Genomic DNA, 26,674 nt, shown 5'->3' with positions numbered 1-26,674 from the left:
TTTGTTAGGCAAATTTAGGACTGTCATAACGGATATCCAAATCTTATTCTTTCGCCGTTAACGAAAGATGTGGACTCTGTTTGCTTTCATCGTGGACTCAACCTAACCTAGATGATTGGAATATTGTTTTTACGAATTTTATTATAGGCTAAAGATACTTAAAAAAAGCCGGTTTGATTGCTTTTTGCCAATTGTTGAGGCTGCACAGCATTGTTTTGAGGATTTTACGACTATGCATTTAGTCCTTAAGCAAGAATGTTGAGAGGCTTATATTTCTTCGACAATACTTTCGCCTTTGCTGAGGTCACCAGAAGTCCATTGCCAAGTTTCATGAAGCCGAATCTTCCCATTTGCTAAGATTTCAGGACGCGATTGGCACACACCGGTCATGAGTTCTCCGGCATGATTAACCTGATGATAGCGCATATCGATTGTGCCATACTCGGAGATTATCCCCAAAAGGTGTCCATATTTAATGGCTCCGCCACTGTAGTCTGCAAAGACAATATTGCCGATATGCTTATAGTGGAACTCTGTTTCTGCGGAGGTTTCGCCGTTGTTGCTATTGCTTAAGGTTCGGAATATACGATTGTGGTAGTTGATAGATCTTACGTTCATGGCGCTGGTATTTATTTGTATGAATCGGAAAGGCTATCAGTAACAACGTTAATTCAGCCTTTTTTGCATGTGTTCTTCTATATGATGATACAGTTGTTTTGGCTTTAACGTTCGCCAAGGGAAGTTGTTGAAATACTGCCCGAAGTTAATATAGTAGTCGATGTGGTTACTTTCGAATTCCTGAAGAACATGTTCGCGGAAATTGATTCCTACAATCCAGCCGTCTTCGACATCTTGAAACCATTCTTCGTAATAGGAGTCATCTGAAGCGTGGAAGTTCAAGACATTCTCTCCAATCAAGATAAACTTATTGATGCCTTCGCCGATCATCAGGTCGATGATTTCTCTCTTTAGGATCATAATATCGTTGTAAATTGCATCATTCCATTCGCCGATGAGTTCAATAATGCAGAATCCTCTGTCATAATCTGCATACAGTACCTTCAGATAAAGTGTCGATGATCCAAACTCATCCCACTGTGGATGTAGCAGGAAATTATAGATCTTTTTATCGAACTCAAATTCTGAATGTACAGTGCCATAAAATGGGCTTCGCTCGTCTTCTGAGGCAATATAATCGTCTCTCCAGTTGTAATATGGTTCTATTTCGTGCATGACTATGTAAAAATATTGAAAATTGCTGAATTATTACCGTCACCAATCTTGTTTGGACTGTTAATTGTTGATAAATTATTTATTATATTATTCTTTTAAACAAATCGTTAAGTGTTAATTTTGCGCACCAGACCATAAATGCAAAAAGGAAGAAAGAGGAACATTTTCGTTGCAGCTACTTATGCGGCTACACTTCTATTAGGATTGATTCTCGGGCAGAATTACGCTGACCAAGAGCGAATCAGTTCTGGTGGTTCCTTGGTGCCTATTGGTATCTCCGATAATGCTTATAAGATACAACAGGTCGTAGACCTTATTTCCACCCGATATGTAGATAGCATCAATATGGATTCTGTACAGAACGGTGCCATCAATCATATCATCTCCCATCTAGATCCTTACTCCCTGTTTCTGATGCCCAATGAGTCGCAGACGCAAACCGAGATTCTTGAAGGTACTTTTGAAGGGATTGGAATGGAGTATTTCAATCTGAACGACACATTGTTAGTGGTCGGAGTCATCACCAATGGTCCGGCGGATAAAGCGGGCTTCAAAGTTGGAGATCGGATTCTAAAGATCAGTAATAAGCCTGTTGCCGGTAATTTGGTGTCTAAGGAAGAGATTGAGAAACTTATTCGTGGAAAGCGCGGTACGGAGGTGGAGATGTTCATCCAGCGCGATTCCATCGCTTTGCCATTCCCGTTGAAAGCAAAGCGAGATCAGATCAGCGTAAGCTCTCTGGATGTGGCCTACATGATCGAACCTACAGTCGCTTTCATTCGTATTCGTCGTTTCGGTTTGAAAACCGCGGAGGAGTTTCGCAATGCAATCATTGAGCTTAAGAAGCAAGGCGCCAAGAACCTGATCCTCGACCTGAGAGATAACGGAGGTGGATATTTTCATATTGCGATCAAGCTGGCTAGTGAGTTCTTTGCCGATCAGCGATTAGTAGTATATACTGAAGGTGCGCATGAAGCGCGCAGAGATTATCTATCAGAAAGCAAAGGTAACTACGCCAATGGTAAACTGGTGGTACTGGTTAATGAACGTACGGCTTCTGCAAGTGAAGTTGTGGCAGGTGCTGTGCAAGATTGGGATAGGGGTATTCTGATTGGCCGTCGTACCTATGGGAAAGGGATTGTTCAGGAACTCTTCGATTTCTCAGATGGATCGACGATCAACTTAAGCATCGCGCGATACTATACGCCGCTCGGACGTAGCATCCAACGCAAATACAGTCCTAACTGGTCGATTATGCAAGATTACGCATCCATGTATAGTGGGCTGTGGTCATTAGATACGACCTATGCGCATGGGAAATCATACCAGACAGGATTGGGTAAAAAGCTCTTCTCCGGTGGAGGTATTGTGCCTGACTTATTAGTCCCAGTAGATTCTAACGAGGTGAGTATTATTTATCAAGATTTAGCTCAATCAAGCCTTGTTGAGCAGTTTGTTTACAGTCGCTTTACGAAAAAACTTCCAGCGTACTCTATCGAGAACTTCTTGCAAGGATATACTCTTCCAAATTCAGAGTACAGCAGCTTCATTAATTTCCTTAATCAAAGGGGAGTACGACTAAGCCAAAGAAAGCAGATAGACTTGCATGATCTGATACAGAGTGATATCGAAGCGCTCCTAGGCAGATATTACTTCGGTAGGGAAGCTTATTTCAAAGTGAAGAACCGTTATGATTTCTTTATTGAGAAGGCCTTGCAGCAGCTGAACACGCAATCTTAATTTCCTTTGTGTATACTTAAATCTGCCCAAATCGGGTAGTGATCTGATAGCTTCTTCTTAATGATATGGTAATTGTTGACAGCGAATTGCTTGTCAGCAAAGATATAATCGATCTGAAGGATCGGAAGCATCTCAAAATGTGTGATACCCCAACCATTTCCTTTCTCCTGAAAGGCATTCTTCATATCCTTTCCGATCAGATTGACGCTGTAAGACATAGGTGTATCATTAAAATCACCCATAATAATCTTCGGCAGGTGAGTTTCTGCCATATGTTCAGATAATGACTCCGCTTGATTACTGCGCTGCTCGAAAGCCCATTTCAGCTTTCTCCCCACGCGGCGAGTCGCTGTCTCTTCCGCACCTCCCGCTCCGCCGGGGTTCTGAATGAATTCCTTATCCTCATTTTGCAACCCAAAAGAGCGAAGGTGTACATTGTAAACACGGATTGTATCTTCGTTTTTCACAATATCAGCATAGATGATGCGGTTAATACCGTATTCATTCTTTTTGATCAGTCCAGAGTTGATAATAGGATATTTAGAGAAAATAGCCTGTCCATAGGCCATATAATCGTTCTGTGTCGATGGAGCGAAGTAATAGGTGTCAAAGTCGGCTTTGTTCTTCACCGTCTCGCTAAAGCGCTTGTTGCCTTTGATGGTGCTGTAGAACTCTTGCACACATAAGACGTCCGGCTTCGTTTCATTTACGATTTCGATGAATTCATCCTTAGGAGGTTTTTCAGAACCGTCAATAGGAGAGAACATATGAGCATTGAAGGACATAACGCGAAGCGACGTGTCCGACGGCGCTAAGTCAACTTGCTTACTAAACGTGATATGCTGCGTCATCAAGTTCCAACCTAATAAGATGGCAGCAAGAGAAAGAAGTGCAAACCGGGGCTTTCGCAGTATCCAATAAAGAATAAAACCAACATTGATAAGCAGAATAGGCAAATACCCTAATCCCAAAAACGCAATACCCCAGAAAGACTTTGGATCGATAAACGAAGCGCTGTAGCTTAAAAGTAGAACGACAATTGCAAGCAAATTGCCAAGCATAACGGTTTTACTGAAAAAACCTAAGTTCTTTTTGTTAATTAACATTACTCTTGCTCTTCTCTACTTACTTTAAAAAGGATTTCTTTTTCCCGTGAAGATAGACTTTCATAGCCGTATTGGGAAATTTTATCCAAGATTTCATCAATTACCTCTTGGTTCGGTAGATCGCCTTTATAGCTTCTATAAACCGGAGGTTTATTTTCTGTATGCACAACACGCAACTTGCTGTCTTGTTTTCGCTCAAATAGCTTGCTCCAATCGTTTCCTTTACGCAACTGACTAATAAATAACATGCCCCATGAGGTACTGATCAGTAAGGCGATGGCGCCTGGTTTGTTGATCAAGAATAGGAAAAGAAACTGCAGCCCCAGAAAGACGAACGCAATAGTCTGAAACTTCACATTGCCAAACAAAAAGAGTCTGAATTCCATCTTCGGAACTAGGATCAGCAAGCTTCCCATCAACGCGCCAATGCTCATAGCATTCGTGTTCAGAAAAGTCTGCGGGCCCTTCGCTAAGACTGGAATCTGCGATAAGGCTAAGAAGGAAAGACCCCCAATAAAAATAGCACTTACGAATACCGTCAGGAACTGCCGATTGTTTAGAAAGCCTAGAAAAACATTCCCCAGCCAATAAATCCACAAACAATCGAATAGAATATTAAATAAGCCCGTGTACAGGAATGGATAGCTTACTAACGACCAAGGCTGTGTGATGAATTTGCTCAATTCGCCAGGAAGACTCAGGTAGCTCAGTACTTTATCATAAAGCGGATAGTTAGTAATCCCAACTTCCACAAAAAGATCGAAAAGATGAATAATAACGAATAGAAAAATCTGCGCAGACAAAATAAAAGGTATCGGCGAGCGGCTACTGTAAGTAGTTTTAAAAAAATCTTTCAGTGCGTTATCTTTCTTCATCACGATCTACTAATAATAATTGCCTCGGCGTACTCCCCACATTTTTAAGAGGATAAAACCAAAGAGCGCTCCTCCGACGTGGGCTAAGTGCGCAATTGAGGAACCTCCTCTAGAGAATCCTAAGTATACTTCTATAACTATTAAAATTGGAATAAAGTATTTTGCTTTTATAGGAACAGGAATGAAAATTAACATCAATTCCATGTTTGGAAACAAAACTGCAAAAGCCAATAATAAGCCATAAATAGCTCCCGAAGCACCTACCAAAGGCGTGCCATAAATCGATGCTAGCGTATTGAAATTCTCTTGAGAAATCTGCTTCGTACTATAGATCCGATCATTTAGCATATCAAAATTGACGTAATCCGATGCCTGCACCGTTCCAGTAATCTGATACACCTCGATGGCTTGTACACCATACTGCAAAACCAAAGCGCCTAAACCACAGATTAGGTAGTAGTTCAGGAATTTCTTAGAGCCTAAGACACGTTCTACGATAGGACCGAACATCACCAGGGAAAACATGTTAAAGAAAATATGCGCAAAGCCCTGATTATCGTGCATGAACATATAGGTAATCGGCTGCCAGATATGGAAAAATGGCGAGTCAGGATAAAACACACCGAATAATCTTGGTGCCTGAGTAAATATTAACGAACCTATAAAGCAGACCACATTGATGATCAGTAAGTTCTTAACAACTGGAGGTAAATTTCCTAATAGATTATTCATATTTCAATTAAATATCGGTCTAAATGTTTCTAGCAAATCGCTCTGCCAATTCTTGTAATGTATAGGTGATGATAACGGGTTTCCCATGAATCGAAATATTCGGTAATTCACAGGCAAATAATCGGTCGATTAAATCCTCCATCCCTTGGTTATCCAATTTTGTGCCTGCTTTAATAGCAGCGTTCTTCGCCAAACTCTTCGCAAGTTTCTCGCGTTTATTCAAGCGCAGGTCGCTCTGGTTCTTGAAATCCTCCAGCAACTGCTCAATAATCTGCCCCTCATTGACGTTCTCCAGGTCGGCAGGAATACCATCAACAACAAAGGTCGTCTTCCCAAAAGGGCGCAGCTGAAAACCCAATGAATGAATCTCAGGCAACATGTCCTGAATCAGTGCAAAATCTGCAGCATTCAAATCTACCGTCTGGGGAAACAAGCTTTGCTGACTCGAACCCTGATTATTGATCAAATGTTGTTGAAATTGCTCAAACAAGATACGCTCATGCGCCGCTTGCTGGTCGATCAACATAAATCCAGAATGAATCTGCGATACAATATAACGATTATGCAATTGAAAAAACTGCTTTTTCGGCTGATCTGATGCCTGAATAAAACTACTGTCGCTCACTTGCTCTTCCGGAATGAGTGGCAGCTGTGTAGACTCCTCTTGCTCGGTAATCTGATATAGCGAATCCCAGTTCTGCGGAATGCTGGTCTTACGCTCCAACGCTTCCGGATAACTATAAGAACGGCTTACCGCCGATCGTGCACTCGGATTACCATCATCAAAGGGATTGAAGTTCGGATTAAAATTAATCGTCGGCGCCTGTATCTCATCCAATGGTTTGGGCGTAATCAAGGTGTCAAATCCCGTCTCCTGCTCAAAGTCCAAAGAGGGCGTGATATTATAACGGCCCAATGAACGCTTTACCGCTGAACGAAGAATAGCATAGATAGCTTTCTCATCTTCGTACTTGATCTCCGTCTTTGTAGGATGCACGTTGATATCAATCTTCGCAGGATCAATATCGATAAACAACACATACAAAGGGAACATATCGGCTGGAAGAATGTCTTCATAGGCATTCAAAACCGCATGGTTTAAATAAGGATCCTTGATAAAACGGTTGTTCACAAAGAAAAACTGCTCGCCGCGGGTCTTCTTCGCAAACTCAGGCTTACCAATATATCCTTTGATATTCAATATGGTCGTCGTCTCCTCAACCGGCACTAGGCGCTGGTTATAACTGTTTCCAAACAGATGGACAATACGCTGTTTTAAAGTCTCCTTCGGAAGGTGAAACATCTCGTTGCCATCGCTGTGCAGCGAAAAGAAAATCTCAGGATGCGCAAGGGCAATACGCTGGAATTCATCCAAAATATGTCGCAACTCCACGGAATTGCTTTTCAGGAAGTTCCGTCTTGCCGGAATATTGTAGAATAAGTTTTTAACAGAAATACTGCTGCCTGCTGGCGTCTGATCCGGATATTGCTGAACAACCTCCGAGCCCTCAATCTCAACAACAGTCCCTAACTCATCCTCATGTCGGCGCGTACGAAGTTCCACGTGCGCAATTGCCGCAATGGAAGCCATCGCCTCACCACGGAAACCCATCGTACGGATAGCAAATAAATCCTCTGCCTTACGGATTTTCGACGTCGCATGCCTCTCAAAACATACTCGAGCATCAGTAACGCTCATACCACAGCCATTGTCAATAACCTGAATCAATGACTTCCCCGCATCCTTTACAATAAGTTTTATTTGATCTGCCCCCGCATCGATAGCATTCTCCATCATCTCCTTCACTGCTGATGCTGGTCGCTGAACAACCTCACCCGCCGCGATCTGATTGGCTACTGAATCGGGAAGCAATTGAATAATATCCGACATAATCTACAAAGTTAACAAAAATGATGCTAATCATCCCCGATAAACGTCCCGCAGCCCTTTCCCACTGAAAAACAATTTATTGCCTTTTTTAGTATAACATCAAGCAGCGTATTTCTGTTCGCAATCCATGACGGATTGACAGTGCTAAAAAAAAGAGCCGTAAATAAATACGGCTCTTAAAAGGGTTCTTTTATTTTAGGCTAGCGCAGGGTGCTGCCCTAAATGATCTTAGTCTACCAATTTATCAACAATCGCAATTGCCTTGTCAATATCTTCTTTCGTAGCAGTCAGATGCGGTCTGAAGCGGATACTACGATCGCCACAACCTAAAATCAACATCTTCTCGTCCATCGCTTTGGCAACCAAATCATCGCGCTCCTTGTCGGTAGGCAAATCAAAAGCACAAAGCAATCCTTTGCCACGAACAGCGGTAATGCTAGGATGCTTTTCTGCAAGAATGTTTAATTGCTCAATCAAATATTCGCCCAACAGCGCTGCTTTTTCTACAAGGTTCTCCTGTTCGATGATTTCTAAAATCAAACGGAAGCGAACCATGTCAACCAAATTACCACCGAAAGTCGAGTTAATGCGGCTAGACTCTTTGAATACATGGTTTTCCACGCGGTCAAATTTCTCTTTATTTGCCAAAATCCCACATACTTGTGTCTTCTTTCCGAAAGAAATCACGTCAGGAATAATGCCTAAGTGCTCATAGCACCACATCTTACCCGTCATCGCGATACCCGTTTGCACCTCATCCAAGATTAATATGATATCATTCTTATCGCATATCTCACGCAGCTTCTGGAAAAACGCATTGCGGAAATGGTTATCTCCACCTTCCGCCTGTATAGGCTCGATGATTAAACAAGCGATATCAGCTGGGTTTTTCGCAATAGCAGCCTCAATTTCCTGTATTGCTCGCTCTTCCGCTTGAATGGTGTCATTCACAGATTCCTCCGTCAGCGGGAACTGCAATTTCGGGTTGCTGATCCTTGGCCAATCGAATTTCGGAAAGTACATGTACTTGCGCGGATCCTTCGTATTCGTTAAGGACAAAGTATAGCCGGAACGGCCATGAAACGCCTGCTTAAAGTGGATGACCTGGCTCGCCTCTTGCTCAATTCCTTTGCTTAAATTCAATCTTGTTTTCCAATCGAATGCTGCCTTCAACGCATTTTCGACCGCCAAAGCGCCGCCATCGATGAAAAAACAATAACTTAACTCCTTAGGGATACCAACGCGTTCGAAAGTGTCTAGGAAATCAGCATATTCTCTAGGATATACGTCCGACAGAGCTAACTTATTGATCGCAACGTGCTTCAGCGCATCGGCGTTTTTTACAATATGAGGATGGTTGTAGCCAACAGGGGAGGAAGCAAACATGCTGAACATATCCAAATACTCGTTCCCATCAACATCCACAATATAGGATCCGTGCGACTTCTCCAGATCGATAACGACTGGCAGGCCGTCGGCAAGAATATGTTTCGCTAATCTTTGATGTGTCTCTCTCATAATGCTTATAAATCAAATTTAATTCCTTGTGCCAAAGGAAGGTTAGTCGTATAGTTAATGGTATTGGTCTGACGGCGCATATAAACTTTCCATGCGTCCGATCCGGATTCACGTCCACCGCCAGTCTCCTTCTCTCCACCGAAAGCTCCGCCGATTTCAGCACCCGAAGTACCGATGTTGACATTCGCGATACCACAGTCTGAGCCATTCTGACTTAAGAAAAGCTCCGACTCGCGAAGGCTATTCGTCATAATCGCCGAAGATAACCCCTGTCTTACCCCATTTTGTAAGGCAATGGCCTCCTCCAATTCGCCCGAATATTTAATTAAATAAAGGATAGGAGCGAAAGTTTCATGCTGAACGATCTCGTAATGGTTCTCCACCTCCGCAATAACCGGCGTTACGTAGCAACCGCTTTCATATCCTTTGCCTGTCAATACTTCTCCCTTCGTTAATAGCTTGCCACCCTCTTCCTTTATTTTGTCTAATGCATTCAAATACATCTGAACAGCATCCGTATCAATTAATGGCCCCATGTGATGCTTAACATCTAGTGGATCACCAATCTTGATTTGCTTATAAGCATCCACTAAAGATTTTTTCACCTTATCATAAATGCTCTCATGAATAATCAAGCGTCTTGTGCTGGTACAGCGTTGTCCTGCAGTTCCTACAGCTCCGAATACCGCACCAATAATCGTCATCTTCAAATCAGCGCTTGGTGTCACAATGATGGCGTTATTTCCGCCTAGTTCTAACAGCGATTTGCCAAGGCGTTGCGCAACGGTCGTCGCAACGATCTTACCCATGCGAGTAGAACCCGTCGCGGATACCAAAGGAATGCGCTCGTCGGAAGAAATCCATTCACCAACTTCCTTGTCGCCCGTAACGATTGAAGAAATGCCCTCCGGCAATTTATTCGCTTTCAAGATGTCGGCTATGATTTTCTGACATGCAACCGCACACAGAGGTGTTTTCTCACTTGCTTTCCAAACCACAACATCACCACATACCAATGCTAATGCCGCATTCCATGCCCAAACAGCAACAGGGAAATTGAAAGCCGTAATGATACCGACGATCCCTAGCGGATGATATTGGTCATACATACGGTGTCCCGGACGCTCCGAGTGAATTGTGTTTCCATACATTTGTCTGGATAATCCAACGGCAAAGTCACAGATGTCGATCATTTCCTGAACCTCACCCATACCTTCCTGATACGATTTACCCATCTCGTACGACACGAGCTTACCCAATAACGGTTTTACTTCGCGTAGTTTTTCGCCCAATTGCCTAACAATCTCGCCGCGCTTCGGCGCTGGAATATCCCGCCATTGCAGTTTAGCCTTCTCTGCTTCCTGCATCACTTTTTCATATTCCTTCTTGCTCGTGCTTTGAACCTTCGCAATCAGCTTTCCGTTGGTTGGCGAATATGACGCGATCAATCCTCCCTTTGAAAACCACTTGCTACCGGTACTTGTGCCCAAGTTTTCTACTTCTATTCCTAGTGCTTTTAATTCTTTGGATGTCATATGTTGGTTTATATTATTCGATATTTGACTAAATATAGAGAATATAATTTATTATTTACATTAAATTATCGAATTATATGAATTTTGTTACCCTCAATTCCGAAGAAAACTCAATCTTATCAGAAACTCCTAAGTGCCTGAAATAAAGATTAAAACGAAATTTCCTTCCATGAAATCATCAGCAAGCCAAGCTGAAACACATAGAACCGTCAAAAAATTAGTGATTGCAGTCATTTTCGAAACGTTCAGCACATCTTATATTTAACTTTACTGTGTGCCTAATAAAAAGGAGGCGCATATAAGCAAAACTTCCATTATAAACAGCGCTAAAAAATAATGAAAACACAAGGAATAACCCTTTTATAGAAACGAATACACGTGCGCGCATATTTAACAAATCAAAGGCGCCATACTCTAAAATCTAACGTCTTATATCTAATATCTCATCATGGTTGACTACTTTAAAATCGAAGACCTTCTTACGGCAGAACATATCTTAATTCGCGATGCGATCCGCGACTTTGTAAACTTAGAAATACGTCCTAAAATCGATCATTTCGCACAGGAGCATAAGGAAATTCCCAATCTGATGAAGAAGCTCGGCGAAGTCGGCGCGCTCGGCCCGTTTATTCCACAGGAATATGGTGGTGCGGGGCTTGACTACATGGCTTATGGCCTAATCATGCAAGAACTGGAAGCAGGCGACTCCGCGATACGCTCGGCAGCGTCCGTGCAATCATCGCTCGTGATGTATCCGATCTACTCCTTCGGATCCGAGGAACAACGGAAGAAATATCTTCCGGCATTAGGCGCTGGTGAATTTATTGGCGCGTTTGGCTTGACCGAACCTAACCACGGATCGGACCCTGGAAGTATGGAAACAAGATTGACGCCCGACGGCGATGGTTTCCGCCTACACGGTTCCAAGATGTGGATCACGAATGCGCCAATTTGCGATATAGCTGTTGTATGGGCGCGCGATCAGGAAGATAAGGTGCGTGGGGTAATCGTCGAGCGGAAGATGGAAGGTTTTTCTACACCCGAAACTTTGAATAAATGGTCTTTACGTGCTTCCAAGACGGGCGAGCTCGTTTTCGATCAGGTCTATATACCGAAAGAGAATGTGCTGCCGCACGTTCAAAGTATGCGCGGCCCGCTTTCATGCTTAAACTCCGCGCGCTACGGCATCTCCTGGGGCGTAATCGGTGCAGCAATAGATTGTTATGAGGTAGCCTTGAAGTACGCTAAAGAACGGGAACAGTTCGGTAAGCCGATTGCTTCCTTCCAATTGCAACAAAAGAAATTGGCAGAAATGCTGACGGAGATCACAAAGGCGCAACTCCTTTCTTGGCGCCTGGCAACCTTGAGGAACAACGATCAAGCTAGTCCGCAGCAAATTTCAATGGCGAAACGCAATAATGTACATATGGCATTGCAGGTGGCACGCGAAGCGCGCCAAGTCCTCGGTGCAATGGGAATCGTAGGCGACTATCCAATTATGCGACACATGATGAACCTGGAGTCGGTGATAACTTATGAGGGTACCCATGATGTACACTTATTGATTACCGGACAAGATATTACTGGCATCAACGCCTTCCAATAACCTATCTATTATACGGCAGATCACTGACCCATCGCAAGCCTCGGGTTTTTAAATCAATATTTTCCATATCTATCTTATTTACAAAGATGGATATGGAGTCATTTGACTCGATGTTTTTTAACATGATGCCTGTTTCACGTTTTTCATAGCGAAAATGCTGACTGGGCTCACCAGCCTGTCCAATAATCTTGATTTCTTTCTTAAGGCTGTCGCTCGTCAATTGATAGGTGCGACTTTTCATCTCCGCATCGCGGACGATCAGCGATTGCTCATTGATAAAAATTAGAAAATGCCAGTCATCGGGAATCCGAAGTTTCTTCCGGTTCTCATATTCGCGCAGTGGTAAATAGTAAACGCCATATAGATCGCTCTCCGTTTGTACGAATTGCTTGATAAACTTATCTGCCCTTATAACACTTTGCACGGCAGGTGCGACGGTTGCAAGGAGCAAAATTACTTTTATGGCATTCAAGCTAATCCGCTTCCAGTGTGCATTAACTTGCAGGCTCGGCGGAGGGCTGAGCGAAATAGCTTTTCCTTGAATGAGCAGTTCGTAGAATTTACGGATGTTAGGACCTAATAGATATAGAGAAAATAAGACCAAAGCTGTCGATAGCATCTTGACGGGCACATCATAGAAATAATTAGTCGCCATCACGTTGATACTAACGCCTAAGGTTATGATTGCTCCAATTGTCATCGTCTTCCTAAACAATAACAATACGCCCAACATCTCAGCGATACCTATCATTATATTATAAGGATGCGACGCACCGTAGAATGCCCATGCCAAACCCATAGGCGAATACTGATATAGCGGCTCGGTCAACTTGTATAAGGTAGGGAAGGGGAACTGTCCCTGAAAGAGCTTGATTACGCCATAGTTGAACATGGTGATGCCAACATAATAACGCACAAGCACCGTTAACCAATAATAAAGTTTCGGATACGCTTTGTTTTTTCGATCAATGAGCGACCAAATTATACAAGCTACAATAGATAGCAGCAATATTAATAGTAGGATCAGCCAATGCACCGTGCTGTCGCCGCTACCATTCCTATAATAAGGAACAGTTTGATTGAGGTCTAGCCATCCTGCGGTTATACTCTTCATGAACCCAATCATCACGTCGCCCATCAAGGGAACGAACGGAGTAAGAAAGAGGAACGTATGATTATTGAACAGCAGGATAAATAATAGAAAGAAAATAAAGCAAAACCTAAATAATATAGGTTGTTTCGGAAACATACGCGTGGCAGTAGTGTCGTGGTCGGTATTCATGTTTGGCTAGTAAGTACTTTAAATATAATAGATGTTGGTGGGAATAGCTGCGGTCGCTTTTGGATTTAACTTTTTTTAAGAGCTGGAATGGGGTTTGTTGAATTAGAGATAGCACATAGCTTTCTTGTTATCCGGTTGGATGTTTTGTCTTGAACCAGGGAAGGATGGTATCGTTTTGAACCAAGAAAGGAAGGGTAGTACGTTATTGTCTTGAACCAGGAAAGGAAGGATGAAAGGATTGACAGGATCATGTATTGTAGCGGATATTACGCCATAGGTCTTAATACTAAGTACTAAATACTAACTACTACACGAAAGGAAGGATGAAAGGATTATCAGGATCATGTATTGTGCGGATATTACGCCATAGGTCTTAATACTAACTACTAACTACTAAGTACTAACTACTAACAACTATTCGATAGCTTAAACCCCTTTCAAACCCAATGCAAACCCAATACATAACCCAATCAAACCCGCTTGGGGAGGGCTATAAAAGGGGAGTGCATGAGGTCTGCATTAGTTTTGCCCTGACGCGTACCCCATCTTCTCTCGAAGAAAGCCTCATTTCTTTCTGCCCTAAGCCCGTCATTTTCCCCTTGCATCCCCCAAAGCAGCTTGCAACGTCACTTTTCCCATCGTGTTTCGATAAATTATTGTTCACATTGCTAGCGAGTTACGACATCGGCCTAAAAATATTCGTTTGCAAGTCTTGGAAGTATGGGTTATTTGTCCCTATCTTTGCACCACTCCGCAAGGGAGGGACGGCCGAAACGGCCATGACATCGGGAAGGAGAGCGCAGGATCTGCAGCGCTGAAAAGCACTTACGATCGACCTCAAAAAACATCTTCAAAAAATATTTTAAAATAAATTTTGGAGATTCAAAAAAACCTTCTACCTTTGCAGTCCCAACTACGGGGAACGGCTGAGAGCGCAAGGCTCGAAGCTTAGAAAACTGAAAGCTTGAGCGCCACGGAAACAAGGCGCACAACATAAGAAAAGCGGAAGCGAGATGCGGAAGCGAAAAGTTCTTTAAGAAATAATGATCATGTAGCGCAGCGAGTAGACGCAAGTCGAAAGTTGAACAAGAAGATTTTAATAAATCAATTCAACCAGATCGGAACCAGGGAAACAGATATTTAAATAAAGACAATTCTATTTATTATAAATAGTCTTGATCTTACACTTCATTTTACAATGGAGAGTTTGATCCTGGCTCAGGATGAACGCTAGCGGCAGGCCTAATACATGCAAGTCGAACGGGATCCAAGTGTTAGCTTGCTAACATTTGGTGAGAGTGGCGCACGGGTGCGTAACGCGTGAGCAACCTACCCATATCAGGGGGATAGCCCGAAGAAATTCGGATTAACACCGCATAAGACTACGAGATGGCATCATCAAGTAGTTAAATATTTATAGGATATGGATGGGCTCGCGTGACATTAGCTAGTTGGTGAGGTAACGGCTCACCAAGGCGACGATGTCTAGGGGCTCTGAGAGGAGAATCCCCCACACTGGTACTGAGACACGGACCAGACTCCTACGGGAGGCAGCAGTAAGGAATATTGGTCAATGGACGGAAGTCTGAACCAGCCATGCCGCGTGCAGGATGACTGCCCTATGGGTTGTAAACTGCTTTTGTCGAGGAATAAACCTATCTACGTGTAGATAGCTGAATGTACTCGAAGAATAAGGATCGGCTAACTCCGTGCCAGCAGCCGCGGTAATACGGAGGATCCGAGCGTTATCCGGATTTATTGGGTTTAAAGGGTGCGTAGGCGGCACTTTAAGTCAGGGGTGAAAGACGGCAGCTTAACTGTCGCAGTGCCTTTGATACTGAAGTGCTTGAATGCGGTTGAAGACGGCGGAATGAGACAAGTAGCGGTGAAATGCATAGATATGTCTCAGAACACCGATTGCGAAGGCAGCTGTCTAAGCCGTTATTGACGCTGATGCACGAAAGCGTGGGGATCGAACAGGATTAGATACCCTGGTAGTCCACGCCCTAAACGATGATAACTCGATGTTTGCGATATACCGTAAGCGTCCAAGCGAAAGCGTTAAGTTATCCACCTGGGGAGTACGCCCGCAAGGGTGAAACTCAAAGGAATTGACGGGGGCCCGCACAAGCGGAGGAGCATGTGGTTTAATTCGATGATACGCGAGGAACCTTACCCGGGCTTGAAAGTTACTGAAGGATGCAGAGACGCATCCGTCCTTCGGGACAGGAAACTAGGTGCTGCATGGCTGTCGTCAGCTCGTGCCGTGAGGTGTTGGGTTAAGTCCCGCAACGAGCGCAACCCCTATGTTTAGTTGCCAGCATTTAAGGTGGGGACTCTAAACAGACTGCCTGCGCAAGCAGAGAGGAAGGCGGGGACGACGTCAAGTCATCATGGCCCTTACGTCCGGGGCTACACACGTGCTACAATGGATGGTACAGCGGGCAGCTACATAGCAATATGATGCCAATCTCGAAAAGCCATTCACAGTTCGGATCGGGGTCTGCAACTCGACCCCGTGAAGTTGGATTCGCTAGTAATCGCGTATCAGCAATGACGCGGTGAATACGTTCCCGGGCCTTGTACACACCGCCCGTCAAGCCATGAAAGCTGGGGGTACCTAAAGCATGTAACCGCAAGGAGCGTGTTAGGGTAAAACCGGTAATTGGGGCTAAGTCGTAACAAGGTAGCCGTACCGGAAGGTGCGGCTGGAATACCTCCTTTCTAGAGCCTGATTCCGGCTCGTCTGCGCAACATTTGATCGTTAAGATAAGAAACACATTAGAAGAAAGTACCTGCCCAGCGTAAGTTGGCATGGTATCTTGAGAAGATGAGGAATTTAAGCTAGTCCCGTAGCTCAGTTGGTTAGAGCACTACACTGATAATGTAGGGGTCAGCAGTTCAAATCTGCTCGGGACTACCATAATGACACGATGGGGAATTAGCTCAGCTGGCTAGAGCACCTGCCTTGCACGCAGGGGGTCAACGGTTCGAATCCGTTATTCTCCACAAGTCATCGAAGATGACAGATGTGAGACATCAGACAACAGACATTAGAGCCTATATGGCGCACTAGGGTCTACCATCTAATATCTACCATCTATTATCTAAAGAAGACAAAGAGTTCTTTGACATATTGGAAGAAAAGAGACACAAGAGAAGACAACAGAAGCTTTTTCTACTTGTAGAATAAGCGAAAGCAACCTATCACTTAGCAAAAGGGGTGATAGCGTGAAGAAAGTAAATAAGGGCACACGGGGGATGCCTAGGCTCTCAGAGGCGATGAAGGACGTGATAAGCTGCGATAAGCTACGGGGATTGGCAAATGCGATTCGATCCGTAGATTTCCGAATGGGGCAACCTAATATACTGAAGGTATATTGTATAATACGCGAACGCGCCGAACTGAAACATCTAAGTAAGCGTAGGAGGAGAAAATAATAATGATTTCCCAAGTAGTGGCGAGCGAACGGGAAAGAGCCCAAACCCATATTGTTACGGCAATATGGGGGTTGTAGGACCACGACATTGTACTGTGCTATGAACTGGAAGCAGGTGGGAAACTGCGCGATATGGGTGATAGCCCCGTACAGGTAAAGAATACAGGCATAGTGGTATCCTGAGTACCGCGGGACCGGAGAAATCCTGTGGGAATCTGCCAGCACCATCTGGTAAGGCTAAATACTCCTGAGAGACCGATAGTGAACCAGTACCGTGAGGGAAAGGTGAAAAGAACCTCGAACAGAGGAGTGAAAAGAACCTGAAACCGTGTGCTTACAAGCGGTCGGAGCGGAGCGATTCCGTGACGGCGTGCCTTTTGCATAATGAGCCTACGAGTTACTCTTGTCCGGCAAGGTTAATTGATTAAGTCAAGGAGCCGAAGCGAAAGCGAGTCTGAATAGGGCGCATAGTCGGATGAGGTAGACGCGAAACCTTGTGATCTACCCTTGGGCAGGTTGAAGGTGCGGTAACACGTACTGGAGGACCGAACCGATAAACGTTGAAAAGTTTCCGGATGACCTGAGGGTAGGGGTGAAAGGCCAATCAAACTGGGAAATAGCTCGTACTCCCCGAAATGTTTTTAGGAACAGCGTCGGCATTGAGTCTAGCAGAGGTAGAGCTACCGATTGGGTGCGGGGGAGTCAAATCCTACCAAATCCAGACGAACTCCGAATGCTGTTAGATATGGCCGGCAGTGAGGCTTTGGGTGCTAAGGTCCAAGGCCGAGAGGGAAAGAACCCAGACCATCAGCTAAGGTCCCTAAATGTAGTCTAAGTTGAACTAACGAGGTCCGGTTGCCCAGACAGCTAGGATGTTGGCTTGGAAGCAGCCATTCATTTAAAGAGTGCGTAACAGCTCACTAGTCGAGCGACCGGGCGTGGATAATAAACGGGCATCAAGATTACTACCGAAGCTATGGATTGCAATTTATTGCACTGGTAGGGGAGCATTCTATAGGGGGTGAATCTGCAAGGTGACTTGTGGTGGACTTTATAGAAAAGCAAATGTAGGCATAAGTAACGATAAGGCGGGTGAGAAACCCGCCCACCGAAAGACCCAGGTTTCCTGATCAACGCTAATCGGATCAGGGTTAGTCGGGGCCTAAGGCTCATCCGAAAGGAGAACGCCGATGGACAACGGGTTAATATTCCCGTACTGTTGATAACTGCGATGTGGTGACGGAGTAGTGACACTGCCGCGAACTGACGGAATAGTTCGTTGAAGGACGTAGGTATTGGACTGGTAGGCAAATCCGCCGGTCTAGCTGAAATCTGATAGTACAGCAAACCCTCGGGGGCGCTGATAGTGCAGGTAAGCAGACTTCCAAGAAAACCCGCTAAGCTTCAGGTTATCAACACCCGTACCGCAAACCGACACAGGTGGTCGAGGAGAGAATCCTAAGGTGCTCGAGTGAATCATGGCTAAGGAACTCGGCAAAATGGCCCTGTAACTTCGGGAGAAGGGGCGCTTCCTCCAGCGATGGAGAAGCCGCAGTGAAAAGGCCCAGGCGACTGTTTAGCAAAAACATATGGCTTTGCGAAATCGAAAGATGAAGTATAAGGCCTGACACCTGCCCGGTGCTGGAAGGTTAAGAGGGGATGTCATCCGCAAGGAGAAGCATTGAATCGAAGCCCCAGTAAACGGCGGCCGTAACTATAACGGTCCTAAGGTAGCGAAATTCCTTGTCGGGTAAGTTCCGACCTGCACGAATGGTGTAACGATCTGGGCGCTGTCTCAGCCATGAGCTCGGTGAAATTGTGGTATCGGTGAAGACGCCGGTTACCCGCAACGGGACGGAAAGACCCCATGAACCTTCACTATAGCTTAACATTGAAATTGGGTACAGGATGTGTAGGATAGGCGGGAGTATGTGAAGCGGTTTCGCCAGGAATCGTGGATACAACCTTGAAATACCGCCCTTTCTGTATTCGGTTTCTAACTCGGCCGTGCCGAGGACATTGTTTGGTGGGTAGTTTGACTGGGGTGGTCGCCTCCAAAAAGGTAACGGAGGCTTTCAAAGGTAAGCTCAGTACGCTTGGTAACCGTACGAGGAGTGCAATGGCATAAGCTTGCTTGACTGTGAGACCTACAAGTCGACCAGGGTCGAAAGACGGACATAGTGATCCGGTGGTTCTGTATGGAAGGGCCATCGCTCAAAGGATAAAAGGTACTCTGGGGATAACAGGCTGATCTCCCCCAAGAGCTCATATCGACGGGGAGGTTTGGCACCTCGATGTCGGCTCGTCACATCCTGGGGCTGGAGAAGGTCCCAAGGGTTGGGCTGTTCGCCCATTAAAGTGGCACGCGAGCTGGGTTCAGAACGTCGCGAGACAGTTCGGTCCCTATCTGTTGTGGGCGTTGGAAGTTTGAGTGGATCTGACCTTAGTACGAGAGGACCGGGTTGGACGGACCGCTGGTGAACCTGTTATGCCGCCAGGTGTACGGCAGGGTAGCTACGTCCGGGATAGATAAGCGCTGAAAGCATCTAAGTGCGAAACTAGCCACGAGATGAGACTTCCTTATAGGGTCGTTGTAGATGACGACGTTGATAGGTCATAGGTGTAAAGGTTGAAAGACCAAAGCCAAGTGATACTAATAGCCCGAAGCTTTCCAATGCAGATAGTCTGTTGTCCTCTCTCTTTTTGAATCTTTTCTTCCAATAACATGTCAATGTTGGTGAGCTCCTAGTAGCCACTTCAACAAAAAGATATTCAGGTGCCTATATCGGCGGTGTCCACCTCTTCCCATTCCGAACAGAGAAGTTAAGCCCGCCAGAGCCGATGGTATTGCCGTAACAGGTGGGAGAGTAGGTCGGCGCCTATTTTTATACGAAAAGCTCGTTATCGAAAGATGACGGGCTTTTTTGGTTTATTAGACTGTTAGATTTGAGATATAAGATAGTAGAGTAGGGCGCTGATTAAGCGCCTTTTTTTATGGATTGTTTTTGCGTGAAAGGGAAGGATTAGTGGAGAAAGATGATCTTTTGATTTTTAGATGTTTTTTTTGCAGCGGGGAAGAAAGGAAAGTTTGTCTGAACCAGGAAAGGAAGGATTTGAGGATTAGCAGGATCAAGCACACTTACCGTTTTTCTATGAAGTTTGTCTGAACCAGGAAAGGAAGGATGACAAGATTAGCAAGATCCAATCGTTATATCCTTCCTTTCCTGGTTCAAGACATCAGAAATACTCTAATGTCTTATTTCTGATATCTAATGTCTAGAAACACTCTAATATCTTATATCTGATATCTAATGTCTAGTAGACGTCATACTCTAATGTCTTATATCTCATATCTAATATCTACTACAACATTAAACGATCTTGACAATTTTATTTTAATAATGTAAGTTCGAAAATTATTAGGAAATTATTGGTTTTGTAGATAATTGTTTACAATTTTCGTATATTGCTTCGGGATAAGCGGTAAAATCAGAAATCATCCCATACCGACTACTCTAATTAGTAAATCCCGTCCTACTTATACTAGGTATCTATGAAATCAATTAATGTTGCTCTAATAGACGACAGTTCTATTTATCGTGAATTGCTGAAGATGATTCTGCGCTCTGTTCCTGATTACAAGTTCAATATATTATTCGAAGCGGAAACCTTAGTGGGCATTGAAAATCAGCAACAACATCATGAGAACTTGGATGTAATTTTATTGGACATCATGATGCCGGATATCGATGGAGTCACAGGGATTCCCATCCTTCAACATTTATTCCCCAAAAGTACCATTATCATGGTATCGGATGTTGAAAGTCCTGAGGTGAGGGCGAACTGCATAGAGAAAGGTGCGATGAGCTACGTTATAAAAAGCGCAGTTCAAACCAAGCTCGCTTCAGAGATTATTGCCTTTTGCAACAATTAAGTATATCACATATATTTAAGGAAGGTCGGTATTTATATATCGACCTTTTTTATTTTATTTCCCAGATTTTATAACATGCGCCGTCTTTCAGTTCTAGCTCTCGAGGCCCTATAATAACATTATTACATAAGCGTATCGGCTTTTTTTCCTAATTTACTGATTGTTATAACGACTCAACTTAATCGTACGGGAATTATTTTCCAAGACTTATGAAAAAGAAAACACTGATTATTGTTCTGGTAGCTCTAGCGGTACTAGGGGGGATGATTTTCTACCGGATTAGCAGTAATAAAGAAAAAGATGCGAAAAATGCCGGTCCACGGGGCGGAGGCCGATCGGCTGCTAAAGTATATGCTAAAGTAATTCAAGAACAAACATTCTCGGACTTTTTAACGCTATCGGGTTCTATTGAAGCTGATGAACAGATAGAATTGCATACCGAAATATCAGGTATTGTGGAGTCCATCAACTTTTCGGAAGGTGGACGAGTGGGCAGTGGGCAAGTGCTGATAACGCTCAACGATGCTGAGCTTCAAGCGCAGCTTGCGCAAGCAAGGACACGGAATAATCTTGCCGCGGAAAATGAGCGACGTGCGAAGCTATTACTTGAGAAGGAAGCAATCAGTCAGGAGGAATACGATATCGCTAGCGCTGATTTCCGTACCGCACAATCTCAGATCCAACTCATCCAAGCTCAGTTGAGCAAAACAGTTATTCGTGCTCCATTTTCCGGCACCATAGGCTTACGCAATATATCCAAAGGCAGCTATATCACCCCTGCGACTAGTATTGCGAAGCTTGTGAATATGAATCGCCTCAAGGTTTCTTTTTCTATTCCTGAGAAATATGCCAATAAAGTACGGGTTGGAAATCAGATAAAGTTTGATGTTCAAGGTGTCGAAGGTGATTTTACTGCTAAGATCTATGCAACCGAACCTTCTGTAGAAGCAAACACCAGAACACTATTAGTAAAGGCTATTTCTACAAATGGCGGAAATCAACTGATCCCAGGCACTTTTGCCAATATTGTCTTTCCTCTAGAAACAATTGATAATGGACTGTTAGTTCCAGCGGAGGCCTTAATTCCTATTCAAAACGGAAAGAAGATCTTTGTAATGAAGAACGGTCTAGCGACCGAGGTGTTGGTGGAGACTGGGGCAAGAACTGATGCTGATATTCTTATTACATCAGGACTCAATCCCGGCGATACGGTATTGACCTCGGGGGTAATGGCACTGAGGAATGGAACCCCTGTACAAGTGACGCTGCGATAACAAAGGAAAATGAGTTTATCTACCATAAGTATCAAAAGGCCTGTTCTGGCTATCGTCATGAACCTCGTGCTGATCCTGTTTGGAATCATCGGCTATACCTTTTTAGGCGTCCGGGAATATCCTTCTATCGATCCAGCGCAGATATCCGTTCGTACGAGCTATGCCGGAGCCAATGCGGATATTATCGAGTCGCAGATTACAGAACCCTTAGAAAAGTCAATCAACTCCATTGATGGGATTCGTAATATTTCCTCTTCATCCAATCAGGGCTCCAGTAATATCACCATAGAATTTAATTTAGGGAAAAACTTAGAGGAAGCAGCGAATGACGTCCGTGATAAAGTGTCTCAAGCGCAGCGGAATCTACCTCAAGATATTGATGCTGCACCGGTGGTGTCTAAAGCTGATGCGGACTCTGAACCGATTATCACCATGACGATGCAGAGTGCAACAAGAAATGTACTCGAACTATCGGATTATGCAGAGAATGTCATTGCACAAAGGCTACAGACTATACCGGGCGTAAGTTCTGTCCAAATATGGGGGCAGCGTAAATACGCCATGCGTCTTTGGATCGACCCGAATAAGCTTGCTTCTTACGGCCTCACTGTATTGGATGTTCGTGCAGCACTGAATACGCAGAATGTGGAGTTGCCCTCTGGTAAACTTACGGGTGCCAATACCGAGCTTGCTATTAAAACGATTGGTAACCTCGCATCCGAAGAAGAGTTCAATAACATCATCATCCGTGCAGATAATAACCGGGTGGTGAAGTTAGGCGATGTGGGAAATGCCGCCTTAGAGGCTGAGAACTTCGAAACGAAGATGTCAGACTCCGGATACCCCATGGTAAGTTTAGCTATTATTCCACAACCAGGCACCAACTACCTGGAGATTGCAGAACAATTCTATAAAGAATACGACAAACTGCAGAATGAATTGCCGGAAGGCTTTGAACTCAATATTGCAATCGATAATACGCTCTTCGTGAAGAAAGCCGTGTTGGAAGTCGTGGAAACGCTTTTGATCGCTATCGTATTGGTCGTATTGATTATCTATATCTTCTTCCGTAATTGGTCGATTGCCTTCAGGCCTTTGATTGATATCCCCGTATCCCTAATCGCTACATTCTTTATCATGTATTTATGCGGATTCTCCATCAACGTTTTGACCTTGTTAGCCATCGTACTCGCCACGGGGCTGGTGGTGGATGACGGTATTGTCGTCACGGAGAACATCTTCAAAAAGGTAGAGGAGGGGATGTCGCCTATTCAGGCGGCGATCAAAGGATCCAATGAGATCTTCTTTGCCGTTATTTCGATCTCTATCACCCTAGCGGCCGTCTTCCTACCTGTTATCTTCTTAGAGGGCTTCGTAGGCCGTCTATTTCGAGAGTTTGGGGTCGTCATCGGGGCTGCCGTCCTCATATCGGCCTTCGTATCTTTAACCTTGACCCCGATGCTGAATGCCTACCTGATGAAAGGTGGCGAGCAAAAGAAATCTAAATTCTATATGCGGACGGAGAAGTATTTCGAGATGATGAATACCGAGTACGCTGGCGCATTAAAAGGCTTCCTGAAGCATAGATGGCTAAGCTTCGCTACGATTATCGGCTGTTTCGCATTAATCTATTTATTCTACCAGCTCTTACCGAAGGAAACAGCTCCTTATGATGATAGAAGTTACATCAGTTTAAGGGTTACTGCTCCAGAGGGTGTTTCATACGATTATATGGATCGATTTATGACCGATCTGACCATGTTGATCAACGATTCGGTACCTGAGAAGAAAGTCAGTTTGGTGATCACTTCTCCGGGCTTTGGGTCTGCATCTTCCAACTCGGGTTTCGTACGCTTGGGATTAGTGCAGCCAGACGAACGCGAGCGAAGTCAGGCGGAGATCGCTGACGACCTATCCCGATTAACACGTGGCTATTCTGAAGGACGTGTCGCTGTTTCTCAGCAGCCGACTATCTCAGTAAACCGACGTGGAGGTCTGCCAATACAGTACATCATCCAAGCTCCTAATTTCCAAAAATTGGAAGAGAAGATTCCAGAATTCATGGACGAGTTGGCGAAGGAGAACACCTTCTCGATGACCGATGTGAACTTGAAGTTCAATAAACCAGAGGTCTATGTATCGATTGATCGTGAAAAAGCACAGACGCTTGGGGTGTCGGTCTTAGATGTTGCCCAAACGCTACAAATGTCTCTAGCTGGACAGCGCTTTGGATACTTCATGATGAATGGCAAGCAATACCAGGTCATGGGGCAGTTTGACCGCGCTGATCGCGCTACGCCAATGGATTTAGCTGCTATCTTCGTAAAGAATAGTCGTGGCGAGCTGATACAGTTAGACAATATTGTGGAGCTGGAAGAGCGTAGCAGCCCACCACAGCTTTACCATAATAACCGTTACATGTCTGCTACCGTATCTGCAGGTCTTGCACCAGGCAGAAGCATGGGCGACGGTATTGATGCCATGGAACGCGTCAAAGAAAAAGTGTTGGACGAAACCTTTACAACCGACCTAGGAGGTGAATCGCGAGATTTTGTAGAGAGTGGGTCGAACACAATGTTTGCATTTGGTTTAGCCGTGCTACTGATCTTTTTGATTCTTGCAGCACAGTTCGAAAGCTTCATCGATCCGATTATTATCCTGATTACCGTGCCGATGGCCGTGGCAGGCGCGATGTTCTCATTATGGCTATTCGGGCAGTCCTGGAACATCTTCAGTCAGATCGGAACCATCATGTTGATTGGTCTCGTGACGAAGAACGGTATTCTGATTGTTGAATTTGCCAATCAATTACGCGAACAAGGGCACAAGAAATACGAAGCCGTGGTAGTCGCTTCTGAATCACGCTTAAGACCCATCTTGATGACGTCTTTAGCCATTGCTTTAGGGGCATTGCCGATTGCATTATCTTTAGGGGCAGCATCGACCAGCCGTATGGGTATGGGGGTTGTCATCGTTGGTGGCACGATGTTCTCCTTAGTGTTAACCTTGTTTGTAATCCCGGCGTTCTACTTAATGCTTTCCAGAAACAAGAAGCCACATCCAGATTTTGATCAAATTGAAGAATAATAACATGAGAATAGTTGCTGTCCTTTCCTTTATTGTGTGCTTTGTGTCGATCTCTCGGGCACAAGGACTGTTGACGGTCAGGGAAGCAGTGGAAACTGCTTTAGAAAATAACTTTGAAATCAAGCTTTCGCAGAACGATCTACGCGTTGCGCAAGAGAATGTAACTTACGGCAATGCCGGAATGTTGCCGACTGTTACGGGTAATTTTTCTCAAAATAACAATCTTCAAAACTCTACGCAGACTCAAGCCTCGGGCGAGCAACGTTCCTTGAAGAATGCGAAGAACAACAGTATGAACTATGGTGTAAGCATTGGCTGGACCATCTTTGATGGACTAGGCATGTTTTCGCGCTATGATATCTTAAAGGAAAATCAGAAGCTCGGTGAGGTCGAATTGAAGCGTACGATATTAAATAAAGTTTCGGAAGTGATATCCACTTACTACACTATTGTTGAGCAGAACAACCTCTTACAAGCAATAGACTCCAGTATCATCATCTCGAAAGAGAGGTTGCAGACTGCAGAGAATAGGTTTTCCATTGGTAAAGCATCACGCTTGGAAGTGCTCAATGTGCAGGTAAATTTGAATGAGGATGAGTCTAGTCGATTGCGTCAGGCTGATGTCGTAAAGAATCTAAAGATTACCTTAAATAGCCTGATGGCGCGCGACCTCAGTGTAGAGTTTAATGTAGAACGCGATGTAGAATACGATGATACCTTGATTCTTGATGATCTCATGCAGAAAGCCAAGCAACATAACCCCGATCTGCAGCTTATCGCAATCAACCGGAGAATGGCTGAATTGGAACTGAAAAGAGTGAAAGCCGCACGTTATCCAACGGTTCGGCTTAATACCGGTTATAACTTTGCCGAAACGGAATCCAGCCTGGGATTCGTTTCCCAATCCAACTCGCGCGGACTAAACTACGGCGTTACGGCCTCGGTCAATATCTTCGATGGCTTCAACCAACGCCGCAATGAACGTGTCGCAAAAATCCAGATTGAAAGCGCCGACCTGCTGATCGAACAGCAGAATCTAACCATCAACACGGCAATTGCGACAGCATTCCAAACTTACCAAACAAACCTATCCCTAGCGCGTCTCGAAGAAACCAACGAGGATATCGCTCGCCAAAACTTAAACATAACCCTGGAAAAATATAAGATAGGCTCCATCTCCGCTGTCGAATTCCGCGACGCCCAGGAGAATTTCATCAACGCCGTATCCCGATTCAATACCGCAAAACTCCAAGCAAAGCTCTCAGAACTGCAGTTAAAAGAGATTATTGGGAATATAGATCTGAATTAGATATTAGATAATAGACATTAGACATAAGATGCGGACGACGCCAGCTAATTAACAATAGTAATTCGATTCTATTATTTAGAACATTATAAGTCTAATGTCTAAAATCTAATAT

15 protein-coding genes, 2 tRNA genes and 3 rRNA genes are annotated in these 26,674 nt (G+C 44.4%); 11 read left to right on the top strand and 9 right to left on the bottom strand.

Annotation, left to right across the window (positions count from 1 at the left end; all coding sequences use genetic code 11):
• Positions 1–267: 267 nt before the first annotated feature.
• Entirely contained in the window at positions 268–618 is a 351-nt protein-coding gene (locus QYC40_RS15740) for a n-acetylglutamate synthase (RefSeq protein WP_301991096.1), read from the bottom strand.
• Between the two features lie 48 nt (positions 619–666).
• A complete protein-coding gene (locus QYC40_RS15735) occupies positions 667–1,233 on the bottom strand; it encodes a hypothetical protein (RefSeq protein ID WP_301991094.1) in 567 nt (188 codons plus the stop codon).
• 138 nt (positions 1,234–1,371) lie between these two features.
• On the opposite strand from QYC40_RS15735, the gene QYC40_RS15730 reads away from it, so the two are divergent.
• The gene (locus tag QYC40_RS15730; protein WP_301991093.1) at positions 1,372–2,973 is read left to right on the top strand and encodes a S41 family peptidase; all 1,602 of its coding nucleotides are present in this window, start codon (positions 1,372–1,374) and stop codon (positions 2,971–2,973) included.
• Here QYC40_RS15730 and QYC40_RS15725 read toward each other — a convergent pair.
• The 6 genes from QYC40_RS15725 to QYC40_RS15700 form a co-directional block, all read right to left on the bottom strand.
• Entirely contained in the window at positions 2,970–4,079 is a 1,110-nt protein-coding gene (locus QYC40_RS15725; RefSeq protein ID WP_301991092.1) for an endonuclease/exonuclease/phosphatase family protein, read from the bottom strand. The two genes, QYC40_RS15730 and QYC40_RS15725, sit on opposite strands and share 4 nt — an antisense overlap.
• Positions 4,079–4,954 carry a rhomboid family intramembrane serine protease gene (locus QYC40_RS15720; protein WP_301991091.1) on the bottom strand — a complete coding sequence of 292 codons (876 nt, stop codon included), beginning with the start codon at positions 4,952–4,954 and terminating at the stop codon, positions 4,079–4,081. Before QYC40_RS15720 ends, QYC40_RS15725 begins: the two co-directional genes overlap by 1 nt.
• Positions 4,955–4,963: 9 nt before the next feature.
• Positions 4,964–5,686: a rhomboid family intramembrane serine protease gene (locus QYC40_RS15715; RefSeq protein WP_301991089.1), complete on the bottom strand. Its 723-nt coding sequence runs from the start codon at positions 5,684–5,686 to the stop codon at positions 4,964–4,966.
• 19 nt (positions 5,687–5,705) lie between these two features.
• Positions 5,706–7,577, bottom strand: a complete 1,872-nt coding sequence (gene mutL / locus QYC40_RS15710; RefSeq protein ID WP_301991088.1) for a DNA mismatch repair endonuclease MutL — start codon at positions 7,575–7,577, stop codon at positions 5,706–5,708.
• Positions 7,578–7,805: 228 nt separating this feature from the next.
• Positions 7,806–9,095, bottom strand: a complete 1,290-nt coding sequence (gene lat, locus QYC40_RS15705) for an L-lysine 6-transaminase (RefSeq protein WP_301991087.1) — start codon at positions 9,093–9,095, stop codon at positions 7,806–7,808.
• Positions 9,096–9,100: 5 nt separating this feature from the next.
• A complete protein-coding gene (locus tag QYC40_RS15700) occupies positions 9,101–10,630 on the bottom strand; it encodes an aldehyde dehydrogenase family protein (RefSeq protein WP_301991085.1) in 1,530 nt (509 codons plus the stop codon).
• A gap of 448 nt (positions 10,631–11,078) precedes the next feature.
• Between QYC40_RS15700 and QYC40_RS15695 the strand changes: the two genes are divergently transcribed.
• The gene (locus tag QYC40_RS15695; RefSeq protein ID WP_301991084.1) at positions 11,079–12,236 is read left to right on the top strand and encodes an acyl-CoA dehydrogenase family protein; all 1,158 of its coding nucleotides are present in this window, start codon (positions 11,079–11,081) and stop codon (positions 12,234–12,236) included.
• Position 12,237: 1 nt separating this feature from the next.
• Here QYC40_RS15695 and QYC40_RS15690 read toward each other — a convergent pair whose 3' ends face one another.
• On the bottom strand, positions 12,238–13,518 hold the full coding sequence (locus tag QYC40_RS15690) for a hypothetical protein (protein WP_301991083.1): 1,281 nt from the start codon (positions 13,516–13,518) through the stop codon (positions 12,238–12,240).
• 1,195 nt (positions 13,519–14,713) lie between these two features.
• On the opposite strand from QYC40_RS15690, the gene QYC40_RS15685 reads away from it, so the two are divergent.
• The 9 genes from QYC40_RS15685 to QYC40_RS15645 all read left to right on the top strand — a co-directional run bounded on the left by QYC40_RS15685 (position 14,714) and on the right by QYC40_RS15645 (position 26,562).
• Positions 14,714–16,242 (top strand): 16S ribosomal RNA (locus tag QYC40_RS15685).
• A gap of 122 nt (positions 16,243–16,364) precedes the next feature.
• A tRNA-Ile gene (locus tag QYC40_RS15680) sits at positions 16,365–16,441 on the top strand.
• A gap of 12 nt (positions 16,442–16,453) precedes the next feature.
• Positions 16,454–16,527, top strand: a tRNA-Ala gene (locus QYC40_RS15675).
• Between the two features lie 225 nt (positions 16,528–16,752).
• A 23S ribosomal RNA gene (locus QYC40_RS15670) occupies positions 16,753–19,634 on the top strand.
• 96 nt (positions 19,635–19,730) lie between these two features.
• Positions 19,731–19,842 (top strand): 5S ribosomal RNA (rrf, locus tag QYC40_RS15665).
• The 16S, 23S and 5S rRNA genes sit together here with 2 tRNA genes alongside, the layout of an rRNA operon.
• A gap of 669 nt (positions 19,843–20,511) precedes the next feature.
• Positions 20,512–20,892, top strand: coding sequence for a response regulator transcription factor (locus QYC40_RS15660; RefSeq protein ID WP_301991082.1), 381 nt, complete (start codon positions 20,512–20,514; stop codon positions 20,890–20,892).
• Positions 20,893–21,101: 209 nt separating this feature from the next.
• Entirely contained in the window at positions 21,102–22,166 is a 1,065-nt protein-coding gene (locus tag QYC40_RS15655; RefSeq protein WP_301991080.1) for an efflux RND transporter periplasmic adaptor subunit, read from the top strand.
• Positions 22,167–22,175: 9 nt separating this feature from the next.
• Positions 22,176–25,253, top strand: coding sequence for an efflux RND transporter permease subunit (locus tag QYC40_RS15650; protein WP_301991079.1), 3,078 nt, complete (start codon positions 22,176–22,178; stop codon positions 25,251–25,253).
• 4 nt (positions 25,254–25,257) lie between these two features.
• Entirely contained in the window at positions 25,258–26,562 is a 1,305-nt protein-coding gene (locus tag QYC40_RS15645; protein ID WP_301991078.1) for a TolC family protein, read from the top strand.
• Positions 26,563–26,674 lie beyond the last annotated feature (112 nt).

It is taken from the genome of Sphingobacterium sp. BN32 (genome assembly GCF_030503615.1).
Lineage (GTDB): Bacteria > Bacteroidota > Bacteroidia > Sphingobacteriales > Sphingobacteriaceae > Sphingobacterium.
This window is presented reverse-complemented; position numbering and strand designations above follow the sequence as displayed.